This window comes from Pseudomonas sp. ES3-33 (assembly GCF_000952175.1).
Lineage (GTDB): Bacteria > Pseudomonadota > Gammaproteobacteria > Pseudomonadales > Pseudomonadaceae > Aquipseudomonas > Aquipseudomonas gregormendelii.
The window spans coordinates 1-19,415 of sequence record NZ_JZRI01000008.1; the positions used below are offsets into that span (position 1 = coordinate 1).

Below are 19,415 nucleotides of genomic sequence, written 5' to 3' on the forward strand. Positions count from 1 at the left end.
AGTGAAACGATGCATCGCCGATGGTAGTGTGGGGTTTCCCCATGTGAGAGTAGGTCATCGTCAAGATTAAATTCCGAAACCCCTATCTGCGTATGCAGGTAGGGGTTTTGTTTTTGTCCGCAGGAAAGTTCAGGCCTTCGTGTTTCTATGCAATCGCTCGGTGCATGGCTATCATGCGGGCCTCATTGTGAGGCGAGACTTGCATGCTGACGTTGTTGAAGCTTCTTAAGGATGGCCGGTTCCATTCTGGCCAGGCCCTTGGCATCGCCCTGGGTGTCAGTCGTAGTGCGGTTTGGAAGCAGCTCCAGCTCCTGGAAGCTGAGTTGGGCTTATCCATCCACAAAGTGCGCGGTCGCGGTTATCAACTGGCTGCGCCATTGACGCTGCTCGACCCTGTCAGCATCCGCGAGGCGGCTCCTTCCTGCGAATGGCCCACCCTGGTCTTTGACTCCATAGACTCGACAAATGCCGAGGCCTTGCGCGCGATCGAGCGTGGCCAGGCCGCACCATTCCTGGTGGTTGCCGAACGGCAGACGGCCGGGCGAGGGCGTCGCGGACGCAAGTGGGTCAGCCCTTTTGCCGAAAACGTCTATTACAGCCTTGTGTTGCGCATCGACGGTGGAATGCGGCAGCTGGAAGGACTCAGTCTGGTTGTAGGCCTGGCAGTGATGCAGGCCCTGCGTGAGCTCGGAGTTTCGGCTGCAGGTCTTAAATGGCCAAACGACGTATTGGTCGGGCAGAAAAAAATCGCCGGCATACTTCTGGAGCTGGTGGGCGATCCCGCTGACGTATGCCACGTAGTGCTAGGCGTTGGAATCAATGTAAACATGCAGATGACTGATGAGGTTGATCAGCAATGGACGTCGATGCGTCTCGAGACCGGCAAGGTGTTCGATCGCAACCATCTCGTCGCAGCCCTGGGTTTGAAGCTGCAGGGTTATTTGCACCGTCATCAGACCGATGGGTTTGCTGCCATCCAGTCGGAGTGGGAGCAGAATCATCTGTGGCAGGGGCGCGCCGTATCGCTGATTGCCGGGGTCAACCAGATAGATGGCGAAGTGCTGGGTATCGATAAACAAGGTGCTTTGCGCTTGAAGGTGGGTGGTGTGGAAAAAGTCTTTAGCGGTGGTGAGCTCAGCCTGAGGTTGCGTGATGATTCTTGAGCTCGACTGCGGAAACAGTTTTATCAAATGGCGCGTGCTGGGTGTGGGCGGCGGTATGACGGTCGGAGAGGGGGTCGTTGACTCGGATCTGGCGTTGCTCGAGAGCCTGAATGCCATCGTGAGCCTGTCATTGACCTATTGCCGGCTGGTAAGCGTCAGGACCACCGAAGAAACCGGTGCATTGACCGCCTTGCTCAAGAGTGCTTATGGCGTGTCAGTTGCCTGCGCTGCGCCCTCTCGCGAAATGTCCGGTGTTCGTAACGGCTATGAAGAATACGAGCGCTTGGGGCTCGACCGTTGGCTGGCGATGCTGGGTGGATTCCATCTGGCGTCGGGCTCGTGTCTTGTGCTCGACTTCGGTACAGCCGTTACCGCTGACTTTATAGACAGCGACGGCGAGCATCTCGGTGGCTTCATCTGTCCGGGGATGCCCTTGATGCGCAATCAGCTGCGCACCCACACGCGCAAGATACGGTATGGCGACATCGCAGCCGAGCGCGCGTTGGAAAGCCTTGCTCCTGGTCGCACCACCGTCGAAGCGGTAGAGCGCGGCTGCTCGTTGATGCTCAGGGGATTCGTGCTTACGCAATTGGAGATGGCGCGCAGTTACTGGGGTGAAGACTTTGTGGTTTTTCTCACGGGTGGGGACGCAAGTCTTGTCTCGGGCGTCGTCCCTGAAGCCCGCGTGGTTCCAGATCTGGTGTTTGTGGGCCTGGCGATGGCGTGCCCTTTGAGTTGAGGTATTTATGCGTTGGTTGTTCCTGCTACTGCTAGTGCTCAATGTTTTCTATTACATCTGGCATCAACAAGAAGCCCCCTTGCGCGCCAAGGATGTGACGCCTTTGAGCCTGTATCGTGGTTCGCAGCAGGATATTCGCCTGCTGAGCGAATCCACCGACGCCGCGCGGGACAAGGCCAAGGCTGTTCAGCCTGATAGCGGGTGCCTGTATGTAGGCGGCTATTCGCGGCAGGACGTGGCTCAGGCCGTCGAGCGAAGATTGACTGGCATGGAGATCAAGTTCCAGGCCTTGCCGCGCGACCTCCCGGATGCGCCTGGTTACTGGGTGCGGATCGCACCTGAAAGCCGACGCTGGCTGGATGATGTGCAGTTGCAAAACCTTTCCAGAGAATTCAATGAGTTAAAACATAAAATAATGCCGTGCGAGGGGGTTGCACAGGCGGATTAGTTTGCATAGAATGGCGCCCGCTTCGCAGTGAAGACCTTTAAAGGTCAACGCAGCGGAACGAGGTCAACGCAGCTAACCTCAGGTTTTTAATGAGAAAATGCTTGACAGAAGGCTGGCATGATATAGAATGCCGGCTCGCTTAGGAGGGGTTCCCGAGCGGCCAAAGGGATCAGACTGTAAATCTGACGTCTACGACTTCGAAGGTTCGAATCCTTCCCCCTCCACCATTTTTAGCGAGAGTTGCAAGCTCGCGGGTATAGTTTAGTGGTAGAACCTCAGCCTTCCAAGCTGATGATGCGGGTTCGATTCCCGCTACCCGCTCCACGTTTGCAGATCTTGCACAGTGTTACGCTCTTGTAGCTCAGTTGGTAGAGCACACCCTTGGTAAGGGTGAGGTCAGCGGTTCAAATCCGCTCAAGAGCTCCATATAACAAGGCAGATATGAAAATATCTGCCTTTGTTTTAATGGCTTGTTTGACTTGTAACATTCTTCTCCTGAGGGTGATTTCGATGGCTAAGGAAAAGTTCGAACGTAATAAGCCGCACGTCAACGTAGGCACCATTGGTCACGTCGATCACGGCAAAACTACTCTGACTGCAGCCTTGACCCGCGTCTGCTCCGAAGTGTTCGGTTCGGCAAAGGTTGACTTCGACAAGATCGATAGCGCCCCAGAAGAAAAAGCTCGTGGTATTACCATCAACACCGCTCACGTTGAGTACGATTCGGCCGTGCGTCACTACGCACACGTTGACTGCCCTGGTCACGCCGACTACGTAAAAAACATGATCACCGGTGCTGCACAGATGGATGGTGCGATTCTGGTTTGCTCGGCCGCTGATGGTCCGATGCCGCAAACCCGTGAGCACATTCTCCTGTCGCGCCAGGTAGGCGTTCCGTACATCGTTGTCTTCCTGAACAAGGCTGACATGGTAGATGACGCGGAGCTGCTTGAGTTGGTTGAAATGGAAGTGCGAGACCTGTTGAGCACCTACGATTTCCCAGGTGATGACACTCCAATCATCATTGGTTCGGCGCTGATGGCGTTGAATGGTCAAGACGACAACGAGATGGGCACCACTGCCGTCAAGAAGCTGGTCGAGACTCTGGATAGCTACATTCCGCAGCCTGAGCGTGCTATTGATAAGCCGTTCCTGATGCCGATCGAGGACGTGTTCTCGATCTCCGGTCGCGGTACTGTTGTGACTGGTCGTGTTGAGCGTGGCATTGTTCGCATCCAGGAAGAAGTTGAGATCGTTGGTCTGCGTGACACGGTCAAGACTACGTGCACGGGTGTAGAGATGTTTCGCAAGCTGCTCGACGAAGGTCGTGCAGGTGAGAACTGCGGCGTATTGCTGCGTGGTACCAAGCGTGATGATGTTGAGCGTGGCCAGGTATTGGTCAAGCCCGGCACCGTCAAGCCGCATACCAAGTTCACAGCTGAAGTTTATGTTCTGAGCAAGGAAGAAGGTGGTCGTCATACGCCGTTCTTCAAAGGCTACCGTCCACAGTTCTACTTCCGTACGACTGATGTGACTGGTAACTGCGAGCTGCCAGAAGGAGTTGAGATGGTTATGCCGGGTGATAACGTTCAGATGACCGTTACCCTGATCAAAACCATCGCGATGGAAGATGGTCTGCGTTTCGCTATTCGTGAGGGCGGTCGTACCGTCGGCGCGGGTGTCGTGGCAAAAGTCATCGAGTAAGTTGTTGTAATGTCTTTTTCAGGCCGGCATAATGGTCGGCCTGATTTTGTTTTAGGTCAGTAGCTCAATTGGCAGAGCGACGGTCTCCAAAACCGTAGGTTGGGGGTTCGATTCCCTCCTGACCTGCCAGATTCACTTGGTGGGTTTGGCTTTCTTTTCACAGGATCTTCATAGATGACTCCTAAAGCTGAAGCTCAAGGCTCTCGCTTCGATCTGCTCAAGTGGCTAGTAGTAGTCGCTTTGGTGGTTGTTGGCGTTGTTGGCAATCAGTATTACTCTGCTTCGCCGATCCTGTACCGCGTACTGGCACTGCTTGCCATTGCTGCTGTAGCTGCCTTTGTAGGCCTGCAGACAGCTAAGGGCAAGTCTTTCTTTGTACTGGTAAAGGAAGCTCGCACTGAGATTCGTAAAGTCGTATGGCCAACTCGCCAAGAAACCACACAGACCACGTTGATCGTAGTGGCTGTTGTTCTGGTTATGGCGTTGCTGTTGTGGGGTCTTGATTCCCTGCTCGGCTGGCTTGTTTCCTTGATTGTCGGCTAAGGGTGTCCCGTGGCTAAGCGTTGGTACGTTGTGCATGCTTACTCCGGTTACGAGAAGCATGTCATGCGCTCGTTGGTAGAGCGCGTAAAGCTGGCTGGCATGGAAGATGGCTTCGGCGAAATTCTGGTTCCCACTGAAGAAGTGGTTGAAATGCGTAATGGCCAGAAACGCAAAAGCGAGCGCAAGTTCTTCCCAGGTTATGTGCTGGTCCAGATGGACATGAACGAGGGTACTTGGCACTTGGTCAAGGATACTCCTCGGGTGATGGGTTTCATCGGCGGTACTGCTGATAAACCTGCGCCGATCACCGATAAAGAGGCAGAAGCGATTCTGCGTCGCGTTGCTGATGGTAGCGACAAGCCGAAGCCGAAGACGTTGTTCGAGCCAGGCGAGTCGGTACGGGTCAACGACGGGCCGTTTGCTGATTTTACTGGCACGGTCGAAGAAGTTAACTACGAAAAGAGCCGGATCCAAGTGGCAGTGCTCATTTTCGGTCGCTCTACTCCGGTAGAGCTAGAGTTCAGCCAGGTCGAAAAGGTCTAGCTGGGCAAGCATCCCAACCCCGCAGCCTTAGGCTGTGGGGTTTTGTCGTCACTGGGATAAACGCGCAAGTAACCGGGGAGCCTTTCGAGGCGTTTGAACCCGTAATTGGAGTGCCTCATGGCCAAGAAGATTACCGCTTACATCAAGCTGCAAGTGAAGGCCGCTCAGGCTAACCCAAGCCCACCTGTTGGTCCTGCACTGGGTCAGCACGGCGTGAACATCATGGAATTCTGCAAAGCTTTCAACGCCCGTACCCAGGGTATTGAGCCAGGCCTGCCGACTCCAGTGATCATCACTGTCTACAGCGACCGTAGCTTCACTTTCGAAACCAAATCCACTCCTGCTTCGGTTCTGCTGAAGAAGGCGGCTGGTCTGACTAGCGGTTCCGCTCGTCCGAACACCGTTAAGGTTGGCACCGTGACTCGTGCTCAGCTGGAAGAAATCGCGAAAACCAAAAACGCGGATCTGACTGCAGCTGATATGGATGCGGCCGTGCGCACTATCGCCGGTTCTGCTCGTAGCATGGGCCTTAACGTGGAGGGTGTGTAATGGCTAAGTTGACCAAGCGTCAAAAGGCTATCGCCGGCAAAATCGAAGCAGGCAAGTCCTACAACTTTGTAGACGCTGCTGCTCTGCTGGCTGAGCTGTCGACTGTCAAGTTCAGCGAGTCGTTCGACGTTGCTGTGAACCTGGGCGTTGACCCGCGTAAATCCGACCAGGTCGTTCGTAGCGCTACTGTGCTGCCGCACGGTACTGGCAAGACCGTTCGCGTAGCTGTGTTCACCCAGGGTCCAGCTGCTGAGGCCGCTCTGGCTGCCGGCGCTGACCGTGTAGGTATGGACGACCTGGCTGCCGAAATGAAAGGCGGCGACCTGAACTATGACGTTGTTATCGCATCCCCGGATGCAATGCGCGTTGTTGGTCAGTTGGGTCAGATCCTCGGTCCACGTGGCCTGATGCCTAACCCTAAAGTCGGCACCGTAACACCAGACGTAGCTACCGCGGTTAAAAACGCCAAGGCTGGTCAGGTTCGTTATCGCACCGACAAAAACGGCATCATCCACACTTCCGTTGGCAAAGTCGGCTTCGACGCCGTCAAGCTGAAGGAAAACGTTGAAGCCCTGATCGCTGATCTGAAGCGTATCAAGCCAGCTTCCTCGAAAGGCATTTACGTCAAGCGCGTTACCCTGAGCACCACTATGGGCCCAGGTCTGGTCATCGACCAAGGGTCGCTCGACGCGTAAGACACAGGTTGGCGCAAGTGATTGCGCCAATTGAAAGATTGGGGTCCCTGCCTGGCGGGGGCTATCCAAGACCGTAGGCGACGCAAGTCTTAAACCTCAAGCCTACGCAGATGGTGCTCCCGGTTCCTTACCGAATCAGACACCAAAACGACATCCGGCCTCGGTTGGATGAAACGGTAACAAGCAGGAGTTAAACCCGTGGCAATTAAACTCGAAGACAAGAAGGCCATCGTCGCTGAAGTCAACGAGGCTGCCCAAGTTGCCCTGTCTGCTGTTGTGGCTGATGCCCGCGGCGTGACAGTTGGCGCTATGACCGGACTCCGTAAAGAGGCTCGTGAAGCTGGCGTTTACGTACGTGTTGTACGTAACACCCTGCTCAAGCGCGCCGTTGCTGGCACTCCATATGACGTGCTCAACGACGTGTTCACTGGCCCGACCTTGATTGCATTCTCCAAAGATCATCCGGGCGCTGCTGCTCGTATTTTCAAGGAATTCGCAAAAGGTCAGGATAAGTTCGAGATCAAGGCAGCTGCGTTCGAGGGCAAGTTCCTCGCAGCTAATCAGATCGACGTACTGGCAAGCCTGCCGACCCGTGACGAAGCAATTTCTCAGCTGATGAGCGTGATTCAAGGCGCAACCAGCAAATTGGCTCGTACTCTGGCGGCACTTCGCGACCAGAAAGAAGCAGCTGCAGCCTAAGGCTAAGCGACTCCTTTCAGCGTTTATTGTTTATTTCGATGGCCGCGTAGGCTGTCACCCCAATACAGGAATTTATAGTCATGTCTCTGACTAACGACCAAATCATCGAAGCAATCGGCGAAAAATCCGTTCTGGAAATCGTTGAGCTGATCAAGGCCATGGAAGAGAAGTTCGGCGTTTCCGCTGCCGCTGCTTCCGCTGGTCCAGCTGCTGTTGCTGCCGTTGTTGAAGAACAAACTGAATTCAACGTCATGCTGCTGGAAGCTGGCGAGAAGAAAGTTAACGTGATCAAGGCAGTACGTGAACTGACCGGTCTGGGCCTGAAAGAAGCCAAGGCAGTAGTTGACGGCGCTCCTGGCGTTGTTCTGGAAGCCGTATCGAAAGATGCAGCTGACAAAGCTAAAGCCACTCTGGAAGAAGCAGGCGCTAAAGTCGAGCTGAAGTAAGCATCGACCTTGCGTCTCCAGCCCGAGCGTTAAGCGAAAGGCTGATGGCTGGTGGCTCTTGCCACCGGCCTTTTTCCGTTATTGGCAACCGACTGGGTCGGTGCTGGTAACGAGCTGTAACCACCCGATGCGGTGGCGCAAACCATGGGGTTTGCACGATTTTCTGGCTGCTCCCGTCGGGAGGGGCCAAACAAGCAGGTGACCAAGCTGGGGAACGCTGATGGCTTACTCATATACTGAGAAAAAACGTATCCGCAAGGACTTTAGCAAGTTGCCGGACGTCATGGATGTGCCGTATCTCCTGGCAATCCAGCTGGATTCGTATCGTGAATTCTTGCAGGCGGGAGCGACTAAAGATCAGTTCCGCGACGTGGGCCTGCATGCGGCCTTCAAATCCGTTTTCCCGATCATCAGCTACTCCGGCAATGCTGCGCTGGAGTACGTCGGTTATCGCCTGGGCGAACCGGCATTTGATGTCAAAGAATGCGTATTGCGCGGTGTGACTTACGCCGTACCTTTGCGGGTAAAAGTGCGCCTGATCATTTTCGACAAAGAATCGTCGAACAAAGCGATCAAGGACATCAAAGAGCAAGAAGTCTACATGGGTGAAATCCCCCTGATGACTGAAAACGGTACCTTCGTAATCAACGGTACCGAGCGTGTAATCGTTTCCCAGCTGCACCGTTCCCCGGGCGTGTTCTTCGACCACGACCGCGGCAAGACGCATAGCTCCGGCAAACTGCTGTACTCCGCGCGCATCATTCCTTACCGCGGTTCGTGGCTGGACTTCGAGTTCGACCCGAAAGACTGCGTATTCGTGCGTATCGACCGTCGTCGCAAGCTGCCTGCATCGGTACTGCTGCGCGCGCTCGGCTATACCACTGAAGAAGTGCTCGACGCGTTCTACACCACCAACGTTTTCCACCTGAGCGGCGAAACCCTCAGTCTGGAACTGATTGCTTCGCGTCTGCGTGGTGAAATCGCTGTTCTTGATATTCAGGACGAGAAGGGCAAGGTCATCGTTGAAGCGGGTCGCCGTATTACTGCGCGCCACATCAACCAGATCGAAAAAGCCGGTCTCAAGACCCTGGAAGTGCCTCTGGACTACGTCCTGGGTCGCACTACCGCCAAGGCCATCGTGCATCCGGCAACCGGCGAAATCCTGGCAGAGTGCAACACCGAGTTGAACACCGAGATCCTGGCAAAAATTGCCAAGGCCCAGGTTGTTCGCATCGAAACTCTGTACACCAACGATATCGACTGCGGTCCGTTCGTCTCCGACACCCTGAAGATCGACTCCACCAGCAACCAATTGGAAGCGCTGGTCGAGATCTATCGCATGATGCGTCCAGGCGAGCCGCCAACCAAGGATGCTGCCGAGACCCTGTTCAACAACCTGTTCTTCAGCCCTGAGCGCTATGACCTGTCTGCGGTCGGCCGGATGAAGTTCAACCGTCGTATCGGTCGTACCGAGATCGAAGGTTCGGGCGTGTTGTGCAAGGAAGATATCGTCGCGGTTCTGAAGACTCTGGTCGACATCCGTAACGGTAAAGGCATCGTCGATGACATCGACCACCTGGGTAACCGTCGTGTTCGCTGCGTTGGCGAAATGGCCGAGAACCAGTTCCGCGTTGGCCTGGTACGTGTTGAGCGTGCGGTCAAAGAGCGTCTGTCGATGGCTGAAAGCGAAGGCCTGATGCCGCAAGACCTGATCAACGCCAAGCCTGTGGCTGCGGCGGTGAAAGAGTTCTTCGGTTCCAGCCAGCTGTCCCAGTTCATGGACCAGAACAACCCGCTGTCCGAGATTACCCACAAGCGTCGTGTGTCTGCACTCGGCCCTGGCGGTCTGACTCGTGAGCGTGCCGGCTTTGAAGTTCGTGACGTACACCCGACTCACTACGGTCGTGTATGCCCGATTGAAACGCCGGAAGGTCCGAACATCGGTCTGATCAACTCCCTGGCCGCCTATGCGCGCACCAACCAGTACGGCTTCCTCGAAAGCCCGTACCGTGTGGTGAAAGACGCTCTGGTCACTGACGAGATCGTGTTCCTGTCCGCCATCGAAGAAGCTGATCACGTGATCGCTCAGGCTTCGGCCACGATGAACGACAAGAAAATGCTGGTCGACGAATTGGTAGCTGTTCGTCACTTGAACGAGTTCACCGTCAAGGCGCCGGAAGACGTCACCTTGATGGACGTTTCGCCGAAGCAGGTAGTTTCGGTTGCAGCGTCGCTGATCCCGTTCCTCGAGCACGATGACGCCAACCGTGCGTTGATGGGTTCGAACATGCAGCGTCAAGCTGTACCAACCCTGCGCGCTGACAAGCCGCTGGTCGGTACCGGCATGGAGCGTAACGTAGCCCGTGACTCCGGCGTTTGCGTCGTGGCTCGTCGTGGCGGCGTGATCGACTCCGTTGATGCCAGCCGTATCGTGGTTCGTGTTGCTGATGACGAAGTTGAAACCGGCGAAGCTGGTGTCGACATCTACAACCTGACCAAATACACCCGCTCCAACCAGAACACCTGCATCAACCAGCGTCCGCTGGTACGTAAGGGTGATCGGGTTCAGCGCAGCGACATCATGGCTGACGGTCCGTCCACCGACATGGGTGAACTGGCGCTGGGTCAGAACATGCGCATCGCGTTCATGGCCTGGAACGGTTACAACTTCGAAGACTCCATCTGCCTGTCCGAGCGTGTTGTTCAGGAAGACCGCTTCACCACGATCCACATTCAGGAACTGACCTGTGTGGCACGTGACACCAAGCTTGGGCCAGAGGAAATCACTGCAGACATCCCGAACGTGGGTGAAGCTGCACTGAACAAGCTGGACGAAGCCGGTATCGTTTACGTAGGTGCTGAAGTAGGCGCAGGCGACATTCTGGTAGGTAAGGTCACTCCGAAAGGCGAGACCCAACTGACCCCGGAAGAAAAACTGCTGCGTGCGATCTTCGGTGAAAAAGCCAGCGACGTTAAAGACACCTCCCTGCGTGTGCCTACCGGCACCAAGGGTACCGTCATCGACGTACAGGTCTTCACTCGTGACGGCGTTGAGCGTGATGCTCGTGCACTGTCCATCGAGAAGACTCAGCTCGACGAGATCCGCAAGGATCTGAACGAAGAGTTCCGTATCGTTGAAGGCGCGACTTTCGAACGTCTGCGCTCCGCCCTGGTAGGCCACAAGGCTGAAGGCGGCGCTGGTCTGAAGAAAGGTCAGGACATCACCGACGAAGTACTCGACGGTCTTGAGCATGGTCAGTGGTTCAAACTGCGCATGGCTGAAGATGCTCTGAACGAGCAGCTCGAGAAGGCTCAGGCCTACATCGTTGATCGTCGCCGTCTGCTGGACGACAAGTTCGAAGACAAGAAGCGCAAACTGCAGCAGGGCGATGACCTGGCTCCAGGCGTGCTGAAAATCGTCAAGGTTTACCTGGCAATCCGTCGCCGCATTCAGCCGGGCGACAAGATGGCCGGTCGTCACGGTAACAAAGGTGTGGTCTCCGTGATCATGCCGGTTGAAGACATGCCGCACGATGCCAATGGCACCCCGGTCGACGTCGTCCTCAACCCGTTGGGCGTACCTTCGCGTATGAACGTTGGTCAGATCCTCGAAACCCATCTGGGCCTCGCGGCCAAAGGTCTGGGCGAGAAGATCAACCGGATGATCGAAGAGCAGCGTAAAGTTGCTGAACTTCGCACCTTCCTCGACGAGATCTACAACCAGATCGGCGGTCGTAACGAAGACCTGGACAGCTTCTCCGACCAGGAAATCCTGGATCTGGCGAAGAACCTGCGCGGCGGCGTTCCAATGGCCACTCCAGTGTTCGACGGCGCCAAGGAAAGCGAAATCAAGGCCATGCTGAAACTGGCAGACCTGCCAGAAAGCGGCCAGATGCAGCTGACCGACGGCCGTACCGGCAACAAGTTCGAGCGCCCGGTTACTGTTGGCTACATGTACATGCTGAAGCTGAACCACTTGGTAGACGACAAGATGCACGCTCGTTCTACCGGTTCGTACAGCCTGGTTACCCAGCAGCCGCTGGGTGGTAAGGCACAGTTCGGTGGTCAGCGTTTCGGGGAGATGGAGGTCTGGGCACTGGAAGCATACGGTGCTGCTTACACTCTGCAAGAAATGCTCACAGTGAAGTCGGACGATGTGAACGGCCGTACCAAGATGTACAAAAACATCGTGGATGGCGATCACCGTATGGAGCCGGGCATGCCCGAGTCCTTCAACGTGTTGATCAAGGAAATTCGTTCCCTCGGCATCGATATCGATCTGGAAACCGAATAACACGTGACGCGAATCGAGAGCGGGGCAGGATTGCCCGCTCTCTGCTCCGCCAGGAGGAAAGGCCTTGAAAGACCTACTGAATTTGCTGAAAAACCAGGGTCAAGTCGAAGAGTTCGACGCCATCCGTATTGGATTGGCATCGCCTGAGATGATCCGTTCGTGGTCGTTCGGTGAAGTTAAAAAGCCGGAAACCATCAACTACCGTACGTTCAAACCTGAACGTGACGGCCTGTTCTGCGCCAAGATCTTTGGCCCGGTAAAGGATTACGAGTGCCTGTGCGGTAAGTACAAGCGCTTGAAGCACCGTGGTGTGATCTGCGAGAAGTGCGGCGTTGAAGTCGCGCTGGCCAAGGTTCGTCGTGAGCGCATGGCGCACATCGAGCTTGCGTCCCCGGTGGCCCACATCTGGTTCCTGAAATCGCTGCCGTCGCGTATCGGTTTGCTGATGGACATGACCCTGCGTGATATCGAACGCGTTCTCTACTTCGAGAGCTATGTCGTTATCGATCCAGGCATGACCACCCTTGAAAAAGGTCAGCTGCTCAACGACGAGCAGTACTTCGAAGCGCTGGAAGAGTTCGGCGACGATTTCGATGCCCGCATGGGTGCCGAAGCTGTCCGTGAACTGCTGCACGCTATCGACCTGGAGCACGAGATTGGCCGCCTGCGTGAAGAAATTCCGCAAACCAACTCCGAAACCAAGATCAAGAAACTGTCCAAGCGTCTGAAGTTGATGGAAGCCTTCCAGGGTTCCGGCAACCTTCCAGAATGGATGGTGCTGACCGTTCTGCCGGTTCTGCCGCCAGATCTGCGTCCACTGGTCCCGCTGGATGGCGGTCGCTTCGCGACTTCCGACCTCAACGATCTGTATCGTCGAGTGATCAACCGTAACAACCGTTTGAAGCGCCTGCTTGATCTGTCCGCTCCGGACATCATCGTGCGCAACGAAAAGCGTATGTTGCAGGAAGCTGTCGATGCACTGCTCGACAACGGTCGTCGTGGCCGCGCTATCACCGGTTCGAACAAGCGTCCTCTGAAATCCCTGGCTGACATGATCAAGGGTAAGCAGGGTCGTTTCCGTCAGAACTTGCTCGGTAAGCGTGTTGACTACTCCGGTCGTTCGGTAATTACCGTAGGTCCGACCCTGCGTCTGCACCAGTGCGGTCTGCCGAAGAAAATGGCTCTCGAGCTGTTCAAGCCGTTCATTTTCGGCAAGCTGGAAATGCGTGGTCTCGCTACCACCATCAAAGCTGCCAAGAAGATGGTCGAGCGCGAGCTGCCTGAGGTTTGGGACGTTCTCGCTGAAGTGATCCGTGAACACCCGGTTCTCCTCAACCGTGCACCGACCCTTCACCGTCTGGGTATCCAGGCGTTTGAACCGGTACTGATCGAAGGTAAGGCTATCCAGCTGCACCCTCTGGTCTGTGCTGCGTACAACGCCGACTTCGACGGCGACCAAATGGCCGTGCACGTACCGCTGACGCTGGAAGCCCAGTTGGAAGCGCGTGCGTTGATGATGTCGACCAACAACATTCTGTCGCCAGCCAACGGTGAGCCAATCATCGTTCCGTCGCAGGACGTTGTATTGGGTCTGTACTACATGACTCGTGAGGCGATCAACGCCAAGGGCGAAGGTCGTGTGTTCGCGGATCTGCAGGAAGTTGACCGTGTGTTCCGTGCCGGCGAAGCCGCACTGCACGCCAAGGTCAAAGTGCGGATCCACGAAACCGTTAACGACCGTGATGGCGGCAGCGTCAAGAACACCCGTATCGTCGACACCACTGTCGGCCGTGCGCTGTTGTTCCAGGTTGTTCCACCTGGCCTGTCGTACGATGTCGTCAACCAGCCGATGAAGAAAAAAGCGATCTCCAAGCTGATCAACCAGTGCTACCGCGTGGTTGGTTTGAAAGAGACCGTGATCTTCGCTGACCAGTTGATGTACACCGGTTTTGCCTATTCGACCATTTCCGGCGTTTCCATCGGTGTTAACGACTTCGTTATCCCGGATGAAAAAGCCCGCATCATCAATGCTGCTACTGATGAAGTGAAAGAGATCGAAAGTCAGTACGCCTCCGGCCTGGTAACCCAGGGCGAGAAGTACAACAAAGTGATCGACCTTTGGTCCAAGGCGAACGACGAAGTTTCCAAGGCGATGATGGCCAACCTCTCGAAAGAGAAAGTCATCGACCGTCATGGCGTCGAAGTCGACCAAGAGTCCTTCAACTCGATGTATATGATGGCCGACTCGGGTGCACGGGGTTCTGCTGCGCAGATCCGTCAGCTCGCCGGTATGCGTGGCCTGATGGCCAAGCCGGATGGTTCCATCATTGAAACGCCGATTACTGCGAACTTCCGTGAAGGTTTGAGCGTACTTCAGTACTTCATCTCCACTCACGGTGCTCGTAAAGGTTTGGCGGATACCGCGTTGAAAACTGCGAACTCCGGTTACCTGACTCGTCGTCTGGTAGACGTGGCGCAGGATCTGGTTGTGACCGAGATCGATTGCGGCACCGAACATGGCCTGGTAATGACTCCGCACATTGAAGGCGGTGACGTTGTTGAGCCGTTGGGTGAACGCGTATTGGGTCGTGTCATTGCCCGTGACGTATTCAAGCCAGGTACCGAGGAAGTTATCGTTCCTGCCGGCACCCTGGTAGACGAGAAGTGGGTCGAGTTCATCGAGCTGAACAGCATCGACGAAGTGATCGTGCGTTCGCCGATCAGCTGCGAAACCCGCTATGGCATTTGCGCCAAGTGCTACGGCCGTGATCTGGCTCGTGGTCACCAGGTGAACATCGGTGAAGCGGTCGGCGTTATCGCTGCCCAGTCCATCGGTGAGCCGGGTACCCAGCTGACCATGCGTACGTTCCACATCGGTGGTGCGGCAAGCCGGACCTCCGCTGCTGACAGCGTTCAGGTGAAGAATGGCGGTACCGTCCGTCTGCACAACCTGAAGCACGTTGAGCGAGTGGATGGCTGCCTGGTAGCTGTGTCCCGTTCCGGTGAGCTGGCAATCGCTGATGACTTCGGTCGTGAGCGCGAGCGCTACAAGCTGCCGTACGGTGCCGTGATTTCGGTTAAAGAAGGTGACAAGGTCGACGCTGGCGCAATCGTGGCCAAGTGGGATCCGCACACTCACCCAATCGTTACCGAAATGAAAGGTACCGTGACCTACGTGGGCATGGAAGAAGGCATCACGATCAAGCGTCAGACTGACGAATTGACCGGTATGACCAACATTGAAGTACTCGACGCCAAAGACCGTCCAGCTGCCGGTAAAGATATCCGTCCTGCTGTGAAGATGGTTGATGACAACGGCAAGGACTTGTTGCTGCCAGGCACTGACGTTATCGCTCAGTACTTCCTGCCAGCCAACGCCCTGGTCGGTGTGGCGGATGGTGCGAAGATTGCGATCGGTGACGTTATCGCTCGTATCCCGCAAGAGACTTCGAAGACCCGTGACATCACCGGTGGTCTGCCACGTGTTGCCGACTTGTTCGAAGCACGTCGTCCGAAAGAAGCCTCGATCCTGGCTGAAGTCAGCGGCACCATCGCGTTCGGTAAAGAGACCAAAGGCAAACGCCGTCTGGTCATTACCCCGAACGACGGTACCGATCCGTACGAAGAGCTGATTCCGAAGTGGCGTCACCTGAACGTCTTCGAAGGCGAACAGGTAAACCGCGGCGAAGTTATCTCCGACGGCCCGAGCGATCCACACGACATCCTGCGTCTGCTGGGTGTGAGTGCGCTGGCCAAGTACATCGTGAACGAGATCCAGGACGTTTATCGTCTGCAAGGCGTGAAGATCAACGATAAGCACATCGAGACCATCCTGCGTCAGATGCTGCGTAAAGTTGAAATCGCTGAATCCGGCGACTCGACTTTCATCAAGGGCGACCAGATGGAGTTGACTCACGTTCTGGTAGAGAACGAGCGTCTGGCTGGCGACGAGAAATTCGTTTCCAAGTTCACTCGTGTGTTGCTGGGTATCACCAAGGCGTCGTTGTCCACCGAATCGTTCATCTCGGCGGCTTCCTTCCAGGAAACCACTCGTGTACTGACCGAAGCGGCGGTAACCGGCAAGCGCGATTACCTGCGCGGCCTGAAAGAAAACGTGGTCGTGGGTCGTCTGATCCCGGCGGGTACCGGCCTGGCTTACCACAGCGAGCGCAAGCGTCGTCGTGAAGCTGACAAGCCGTTGCGCGTAAGCGCCAGTGAAGTGGAAGCTGCACTGACCGAAGCGCTGAACTCTAGCGGTAACTGAGTTCTGCGATAAATGAGTGTGAGGCCCTGGTCGCTCCGTTCGTCGAATCGAGACAAATTGTCGAGATTGGATGAGCGGGGAGGTCGGGGCCTTGCCTTGACTGGGGACAAGATCCTCTTTAGACTCTTGTACCCCTAAATTTGGCGGGAATTCGTTCCTGCCATTTTGCTTTTCTTGCAAGACAATAGCGTCGCAAGACAACAGTGGAGCTAGTAGATGGCAACTATCAACCAGCTGGTACGTCAGCCGCGTAAGCGTATCGTCGAGAAATCCGACGTGCCTGCGCTGCAGAACTGCCCGCAACGTCGTGGCGTATGCACCCGTGTGTATACCACCACGCCGAAAAAACCTAACTCGGCACTGCGTAAAGTATGCCGTGTGCGCCTGACCAACGGTTTCGAGGTTTCCTCGTACATCGGCGGTGAAGGCCACAACCTGCAAGAGCACAGCGTGGTACTGATCCGCGGCGGTCGTGTAAAAGACTTGCCAGGTGTTCGTTACCACACCGTACGCGGCTCTCTGGATACTTCCGGCGTTAAAGGTCGTAACCAGGGTCGTTCGAAGTACGGTACCAAGAAGCCTAAGTAGTAGCGGCTTTTTGTAAAACTGATTTTCTATTTTTCTGAGTCGATAAGAGTAAGGTCGGAGGCGTCCCGAAAGGGCACCGATTCCGAGCGAACCTGAAGACCGTTTGAGGGCTTATCCATGCCAAGAAGACGCGTAGCAGCCAAGCGCGAAGTGCTTGACGATCCAAAATACGGAAGCCAAATCCTGGCCAAGTTCATGAACCACGTTATGGAAAGCGGCAAGAAAGCTGTTGCCGAGCGTATCGTTTATGGCGCGCTGGAAAAGGTTAAAGAACGCAAGAACAGCGACCCCCTGGAAATCTTCGAGAAAGCTCTCGACGCCATCGCTCCGCTGGTCGAAGTGAAGTCGCGCCGTGTAGGCGGTGCTACTTACCAGGTTCCGGTTGAAGTTCGTCCGTCCCGTCGTAACGCCCTGGCAATGCGCTGGTTGGTAGACTTCGCCCGCAAGCGCGGCGAGAAGTCTATGGCTCTGCGTTTGGCTGGCGAACTGTTGGACGCTGCCGAAGGTAAAGGTGCTGCAGTTAAGAAGCGTGAAGACGTGCACCGTATGGCTGAAGCTAACAAAGCTTTCTCGCACTACCGCTTCTAATTTTAGCGTCACTAATTTTGCGAGGGCTTTATGGCTCGTACAACACCGATTAATCGCTACCGTAACATTGGTATCGTTGCTCACGTGGATGCTGGTAAAACCACCACCACCGAGCGCGTCCTTTTTTACACTGGCAAAAGTCACAAAATGGGCGAGGTGCATGACGGCGCCGCGACCACAGACTGGATGGTTCAGGAGCAGGAGCGTGGTATTACCATTACTTCTGCTGCCATTACCGCCTTCTGGCAGGGTTCCGAGAAGCAGCACAAGGACCAATACCGCTTCAACGTCATCGACACCCCGGGTCACGTAGACTTCACTATTGAAGTTGAACGTTCCCTGCGTGTTCTCGACGGCGCGGTCGTTGTGTTCTGCGGCACCTCGGGTGTTGAGCCTCAGTCGGAAACCGTATGGCGTCAAGCCAACAAGTACGGCGTTCCACGTCTTGTTTACGTAAACAAGATGGACCGTGCTGGTGCCAACTTCCTGCGCGTGATCGGTCAGATCAAACAGCGTCTGGGTCACACTCCGGTGCCAATCCAATTGGCCATCGGTTCCGAAGACAACTTCCAGGGTCAGATCGATCTGATCGCTATGGAAGCTGTTTACTGGAACGACGCTGACAAAGGCATGACTCCACGTCGCGAGCCTATCCCTGCTGAATTGCAGGAATTGGCTGACGAGTGGCGCGGCAACATGGTTGAGGCTGCGGCCGAAGCCAGCGAAGAGCTGATGAACAAGTACCTCGAAGGTGAAGAACTCACCAACGCGGAAATCAAGGCCGCTCTGCGTCAGCGTACTATCGCTGGCGAAATCGTCCTGGCTGTTTGCGGTTCTTCCTTCAAGAACAAGGGCGTTCCCCTGGTTCTCGACGCCGTTATCGATTACCTGCCTGCTCCAACTGATATTCCTGCCATCAAGGGTACTGACCCTGATGACGAGGAAAAGCAGATGGAACGTCACGCAGATGACAGCGAGCCGTTCTCGGCTCTGGCTTTCAAAATCGCTACCGACCCATTCGTGGGTACCTTGACTTTCGTCCGTGTTTACTCGGGCGTGTTGGCATCCGGCGACGGCGTGATCAACTCGGTTAAGGGCAAGAAAGAGCGCGTGGGTCGTATGGTGCAAATGCACGCAAACGCCCGTGAAGAAATCAAGGAAGTACGCGCTGGTGACATCGCGGCCTTGATCGGCATGAAGGACGTCACCACTGGCGAAACCTTGTGCAGCGCTGACAAGCCAATCATCCTGGTTCGCATGGACTTCCCGGAGCCGGTTATTTCGGTTGCCGTTGAGCCTAAGACCAAGGATGACCAGGAAAAAATGGGTATCGCTCTGGGCAAGCTTGCTCAGGAAGATCCATCTTTCCGCGTCAAGACTGATGAAGAGACTGGTCAAACGATCATCTCCGGCATGGGCGAGTTGCACCTGGACATCCTGGTTGACCGGATGCGCCGTGAGTTCAACGTCGAAGCCAACATCGGTAAGCCTCAGGTTTCCTATCGTGAGCGCATCACGAAGAACTGTGAAATCGAAGGCAAGTTCGTTCGTCAGTCCGGCGGTCGTGGTCAGTTCGGCCACTGCTGGATCCGTTTTGCTCCTGCTGACGAAGGTCAGGAAGGTCTGCAATTCGTGAACGAAGTAGTGGGTGGTGTGGTTCCTAAGGAATACATCCCGGCTATCCAGAAGGGCATCGAAGAGCAGATGAAGAACGGCGTTGTTGCCGGCTATCCGCTGATCGGCCTGAAGGCTACTGTGTTTGATGGTTCCTACCACGACGTCGACTCCAACGAGATGGCGTTTAAGGTGGCTGCATCCATGGCGACCAAGCAACTGGCCCAGAAGGGCGGTGGTGAGCTGCTTGAGCCGATCATGGCGGTAGAGGTTGTTACACCTGAAGACTATATGGGTGACGTGATGGGCGACCTTAACCGTCGTCGCGGCATGATCCTGGGTATGGAAGATACGGTTTCCGGCAAAGTTATTCGTGCCGAGGTTCCGTTGGGTGAGATGTTCGGTTACGCAACCGACGTTCGCTCCATGTCCCAAGGTCGCGCAAGCTACTCTATGGAATTCAAAAAATACAATACGGCTCCGTCGCACATCGTCGAAACCGTTACCAAAAAACAAGGCTGATTCAGCCCCTTTAGGC

15 protein-coding genes and 4 tRNA genes are annotated in these 19,415 nt (G+C 55.4%); all 19 read left to right on the forward strand.

Going from position 1 to position 19,415, the window contains the following annotated elements; genetic code table 11:
* The first annotated feature begins 203 nt into the window (after positions 1–203).
* A complete protein-coding gene (gene birA / locus UB23_RS00700) occupies positions 204–1,163 on the forward strand; it encodes a bifunctional biotin--[acetyl-CoA-carboxylase] ligase/biotin operon repressor BirA (RefSeq protein WP_045057459.1) in 960 nt (319 codons plus the stop codon).
* On the forward strand, positions 1,153–1,902 hold the full coding sequence (locus UB23_RS00705; protein WP_045057460.1) for a pantothenate kinase: 750 nt from the start codon (positions 1,153–1,155) through the stop codon (positions 1,900–1,902). Before birA ends, UB23_RS00705 begins: the two co-directional genes overlap by 11 nt.
* A gap of 7 nt (positions 1,903–1,909) precedes the next feature.
* The gene (locus tag UB23_RS00710; RefSeq protein ID WP_045057461.1) at positions 1,910–2,350 is read left to right on the forward strand and encodes a hypothetical protein; all 441 of its coding nucleotides are present in this window, start codon (positions 1,910–1,912) and stop codon (positions 2,348–2,350) included.
* A gap of 142 nt (positions 2,351–2,492) precedes the next feature.
* Positions 2,493–2,577 (forward strand) — tRNA-Tyr (locus UB23_RS00715).
* A gap of 23 nt (positions 2,578–2,600) precedes the next feature.
* Positions 2,601–2,674: transfer RNA gene (locus tag UB23_RS00720), tRNA-Gly, on the forward strand.
* A gap of 26 nt (positions 2,675–2,700) precedes the next feature.
* A tRNA-Thr gene (locus UB23_RS00725) sits at positions 2,701–2,776 on the forward strand.
* An 84-nt stretch (positions 2,777–2,860) separates the two neighbouring features.
* Positions 2,861–4,054: an elongation factor Tu gene (tuf, locus tag UB23_RS00730; protein ID WP_007896619.1), complete on the forward strand. Its 1,194-nt coding sequence runs from the start codon at positions 2,861–2,863 to the stop codon at positions 4,052–4,054.
* Between the two features lie 53 nt (positions 4,055–4,107).
* Positions 4,108–4,183 (forward strand) — tRNA-Trp (locus UB23_RS00735).
* A 45-nt stretch (positions 4,184–4,228) separates the two neighbouring features.
* A complete protein-coding gene (gene secE, locus UB23_RS00740) occupies positions 4,229–4,597 on the forward strand; it encodes a preprotein translocase subunit SecE (protein WP_009045851.1) in 369 nt (122 codons plus the stop codon).
* Between the two features lie 9 nt (positions 4,598–4,606).
* On the forward strand, positions 4,607–5,140 hold the full coding sequence (gene nusG, locus UB23_RS00745; protein WP_007896622.1) for a transcription termination/antitermination protein NusG: 534 nt from the start codon (positions 4,607–4,609) through the stop codon (positions 5,138–5,140).
* Positions 5,141–5,257: 117 nt separating this feature from the next.
* Positions 5,258–5,689, forward strand: a complete 432-nt coding sequence (gene rplK / locus UB23_RS00750) for a 50S ribosomal protein L11 (RefSeq protein WP_003210097.1) — start codon at positions 5,258–5,260, stop codon at positions 5,687–5,689.
* Positions 5,689–6,384, forward strand: a complete 696-nt coding sequence (gene rplA, locus UB23_RS00755) for a 50S ribosomal protein L1 (protein ID WP_007896626.1) — start codon at positions 5,689–5,691, stop codon at positions 6,382–6,384. Before rplK ends, rplA begins: the two co-directional genes overlap by 1 nt.
* A gap of 198 nt (positions 6,385–6,582) precedes the next feature.
* Complete coding sequence (gene rplJ / locus UB23_RS00760; RefSeq protein WP_045057462.1) at positions 6,583–7,083, forward strand: 50S ribosomal protein L10; 501 nt, start codon at positions 6,583–6,585, stop codon at positions 7,081–7,083.
* 80 nt (positions 7,084–7,163) lie between these two features.
* The gene (gene rplL, locus UB23_RS00765; RefSeq protein WP_008145490.1) at positions 7,164–7,529 is read left to right on the forward strand and encodes a 50S ribosomal protein L7/L12; all 366 of its coding nucleotides are present in this window, start codon (positions 7,164–7,166) and stop codon (positions 7,527–7,529) included.
* A gap of 220 nt (positions 7,530–7,749) precedes the next feature.
* Complete coding sequence (gene rpoB, locus UB23_RS00770) at positions 7,750–11,823, forward strand: DNA-directed RNA polymerase subunit beta (RefSeq protein ID WP_045057463.1); 4,074 nt, start codon at positions 7,750–7,752, stop codon at positions 11,821–11,823.
* Positions 11,824–11,887: 64 nt separating this feature from the next.
* A complete protein-coding gene (gene rpoC / locus UB23_RS00775; RefSeq protein WP_045057464.1) occupies positions 11,888–16,087 on the forward strand; it encodes a DNA-directed RNA polymerase subunit beta' in 4,200 nt (1,399 codons plus the stop codon).
* 216 nt (positions 16,088–16,303) lie between these two features.
* On the forward strand, positions 16,304–16,675 hold the full coding sequence (gene rpsL / locus UB23_RS00780; RefSeq protein WP_002555494.1) for a 30S ribosomal protein S12: 372 nt from the start codon (positions 16,304–16,306) through the stop codon (positions 16,673–16,675).
* Positions 16,676–16,792: 117 nt separating this feature from the next.
* Positions 16,793–17,263 (forward strand): 30S ribosomal protein S7, encoded by a 471-nt coding sequence (rpsG, locus tag UB23_RS00785; protein ID WP_002555493.1) that lies wholly within the window; start codon positions 16,793–16,795, stop codon positions 17,261–17,263.
* Positions 17,264–17,293: 30 nt separating this feature from the next.
* Complete coding sequence (gene fusA / locus UB23_RS00790; RefSeq protein WP_045057465.1) at positions 17,294–19,399, forward strand: elongation factor G; 2,106 nt, start codon at positions 17,294–17,296, stop codon at positions 19,397–19,399.
* The last annotated feature ends 16 nt before the right edge of the window (positions 19,400–19,415 follow it).

Excerpts from the sequence above, each read along its gene's own strand:
- rplA (WP_007896626.1), top strand. The coding sequence starts at position 5,689 with ATGGCTAAGTTGACCAAGCGTCAAAAGGCTATCGCCGGCAAAATCGAA.
- rpsG (WP_002555493.1), top strand. The coding sequence starts at position 16,793 with ATGCCAAGAAGACGCGTAGCAGCCAAGCGCGAAGTGCTTGACGATCCA.
- rplL (WP_008145490.1), top strand. The coding sequence starts at position 7,164 with ATGTCTCTGACTAACGACCAAATCATCGAAGCAATCGGCGAAAAATCC.
- UB23_RS00710 (WP_045057461.1), top strand. The coding sequence starts at position 1,910 with ATGCGTTGGTTGTTCCTGCTACTGCTAGTGCTCAATGTTTTCTATTAC.
- UB23_RS00705 (WP_045057460.1), top strand. The coding sequence starts at position 1,153 with ATGATTCTTGAGCTCGACTGCGGAAACAGTTTTATCAAATGGCGCGTG.
- secE (WP_009045851.1), top strand. The coding sequence starts at position 4,229 with ATGACTCCTAAAGCTGAAGCTCAAGGCTCTCGCTTCGATCTGCTCAAG.
- fusA (WP_045057465.1), top strand. The coding sequence starts at position 17,294 with ATGGCTCGTACAACACCGATTAATCGCTACCGTAACATTGGTATCGTT.
- rpsL (WP_002555494.1), top strand. The coding sequence starts at position 16,304 with ATGGCAACTATCAACCAGCTGGTACGTCAGCCGCGTAAGCGTATCGTC.
- rpoB (WP_045057463.1), top strand. The coding sequence starts at position 7,750 with ATGGCTTACTCATATACTGAGAAAAAACGTATCCGCAAGGACTTTAGC.
- rplK (WP_003210097.1), top strand. The coding sequence starts at position 5,258 with ATGGCCAAGAAGATTACCGCTTACATCAAGCTGCAAGTGAAGGCCGCT.
- tuf (WP_007896619.1), top strand. The coding sequence starts at position 2,861 with ATGGCTAAGGAAAAGTTCGAACGTAATAAGCCGCACGTCAACGTAGGC.
- birA (WP_045057459.1), top strand. The coding sequence starts at position 204 with ATGCTGACGTTGTTGAAGCTTCTTAAGGATGGCCGGTTCCATTCTGGC.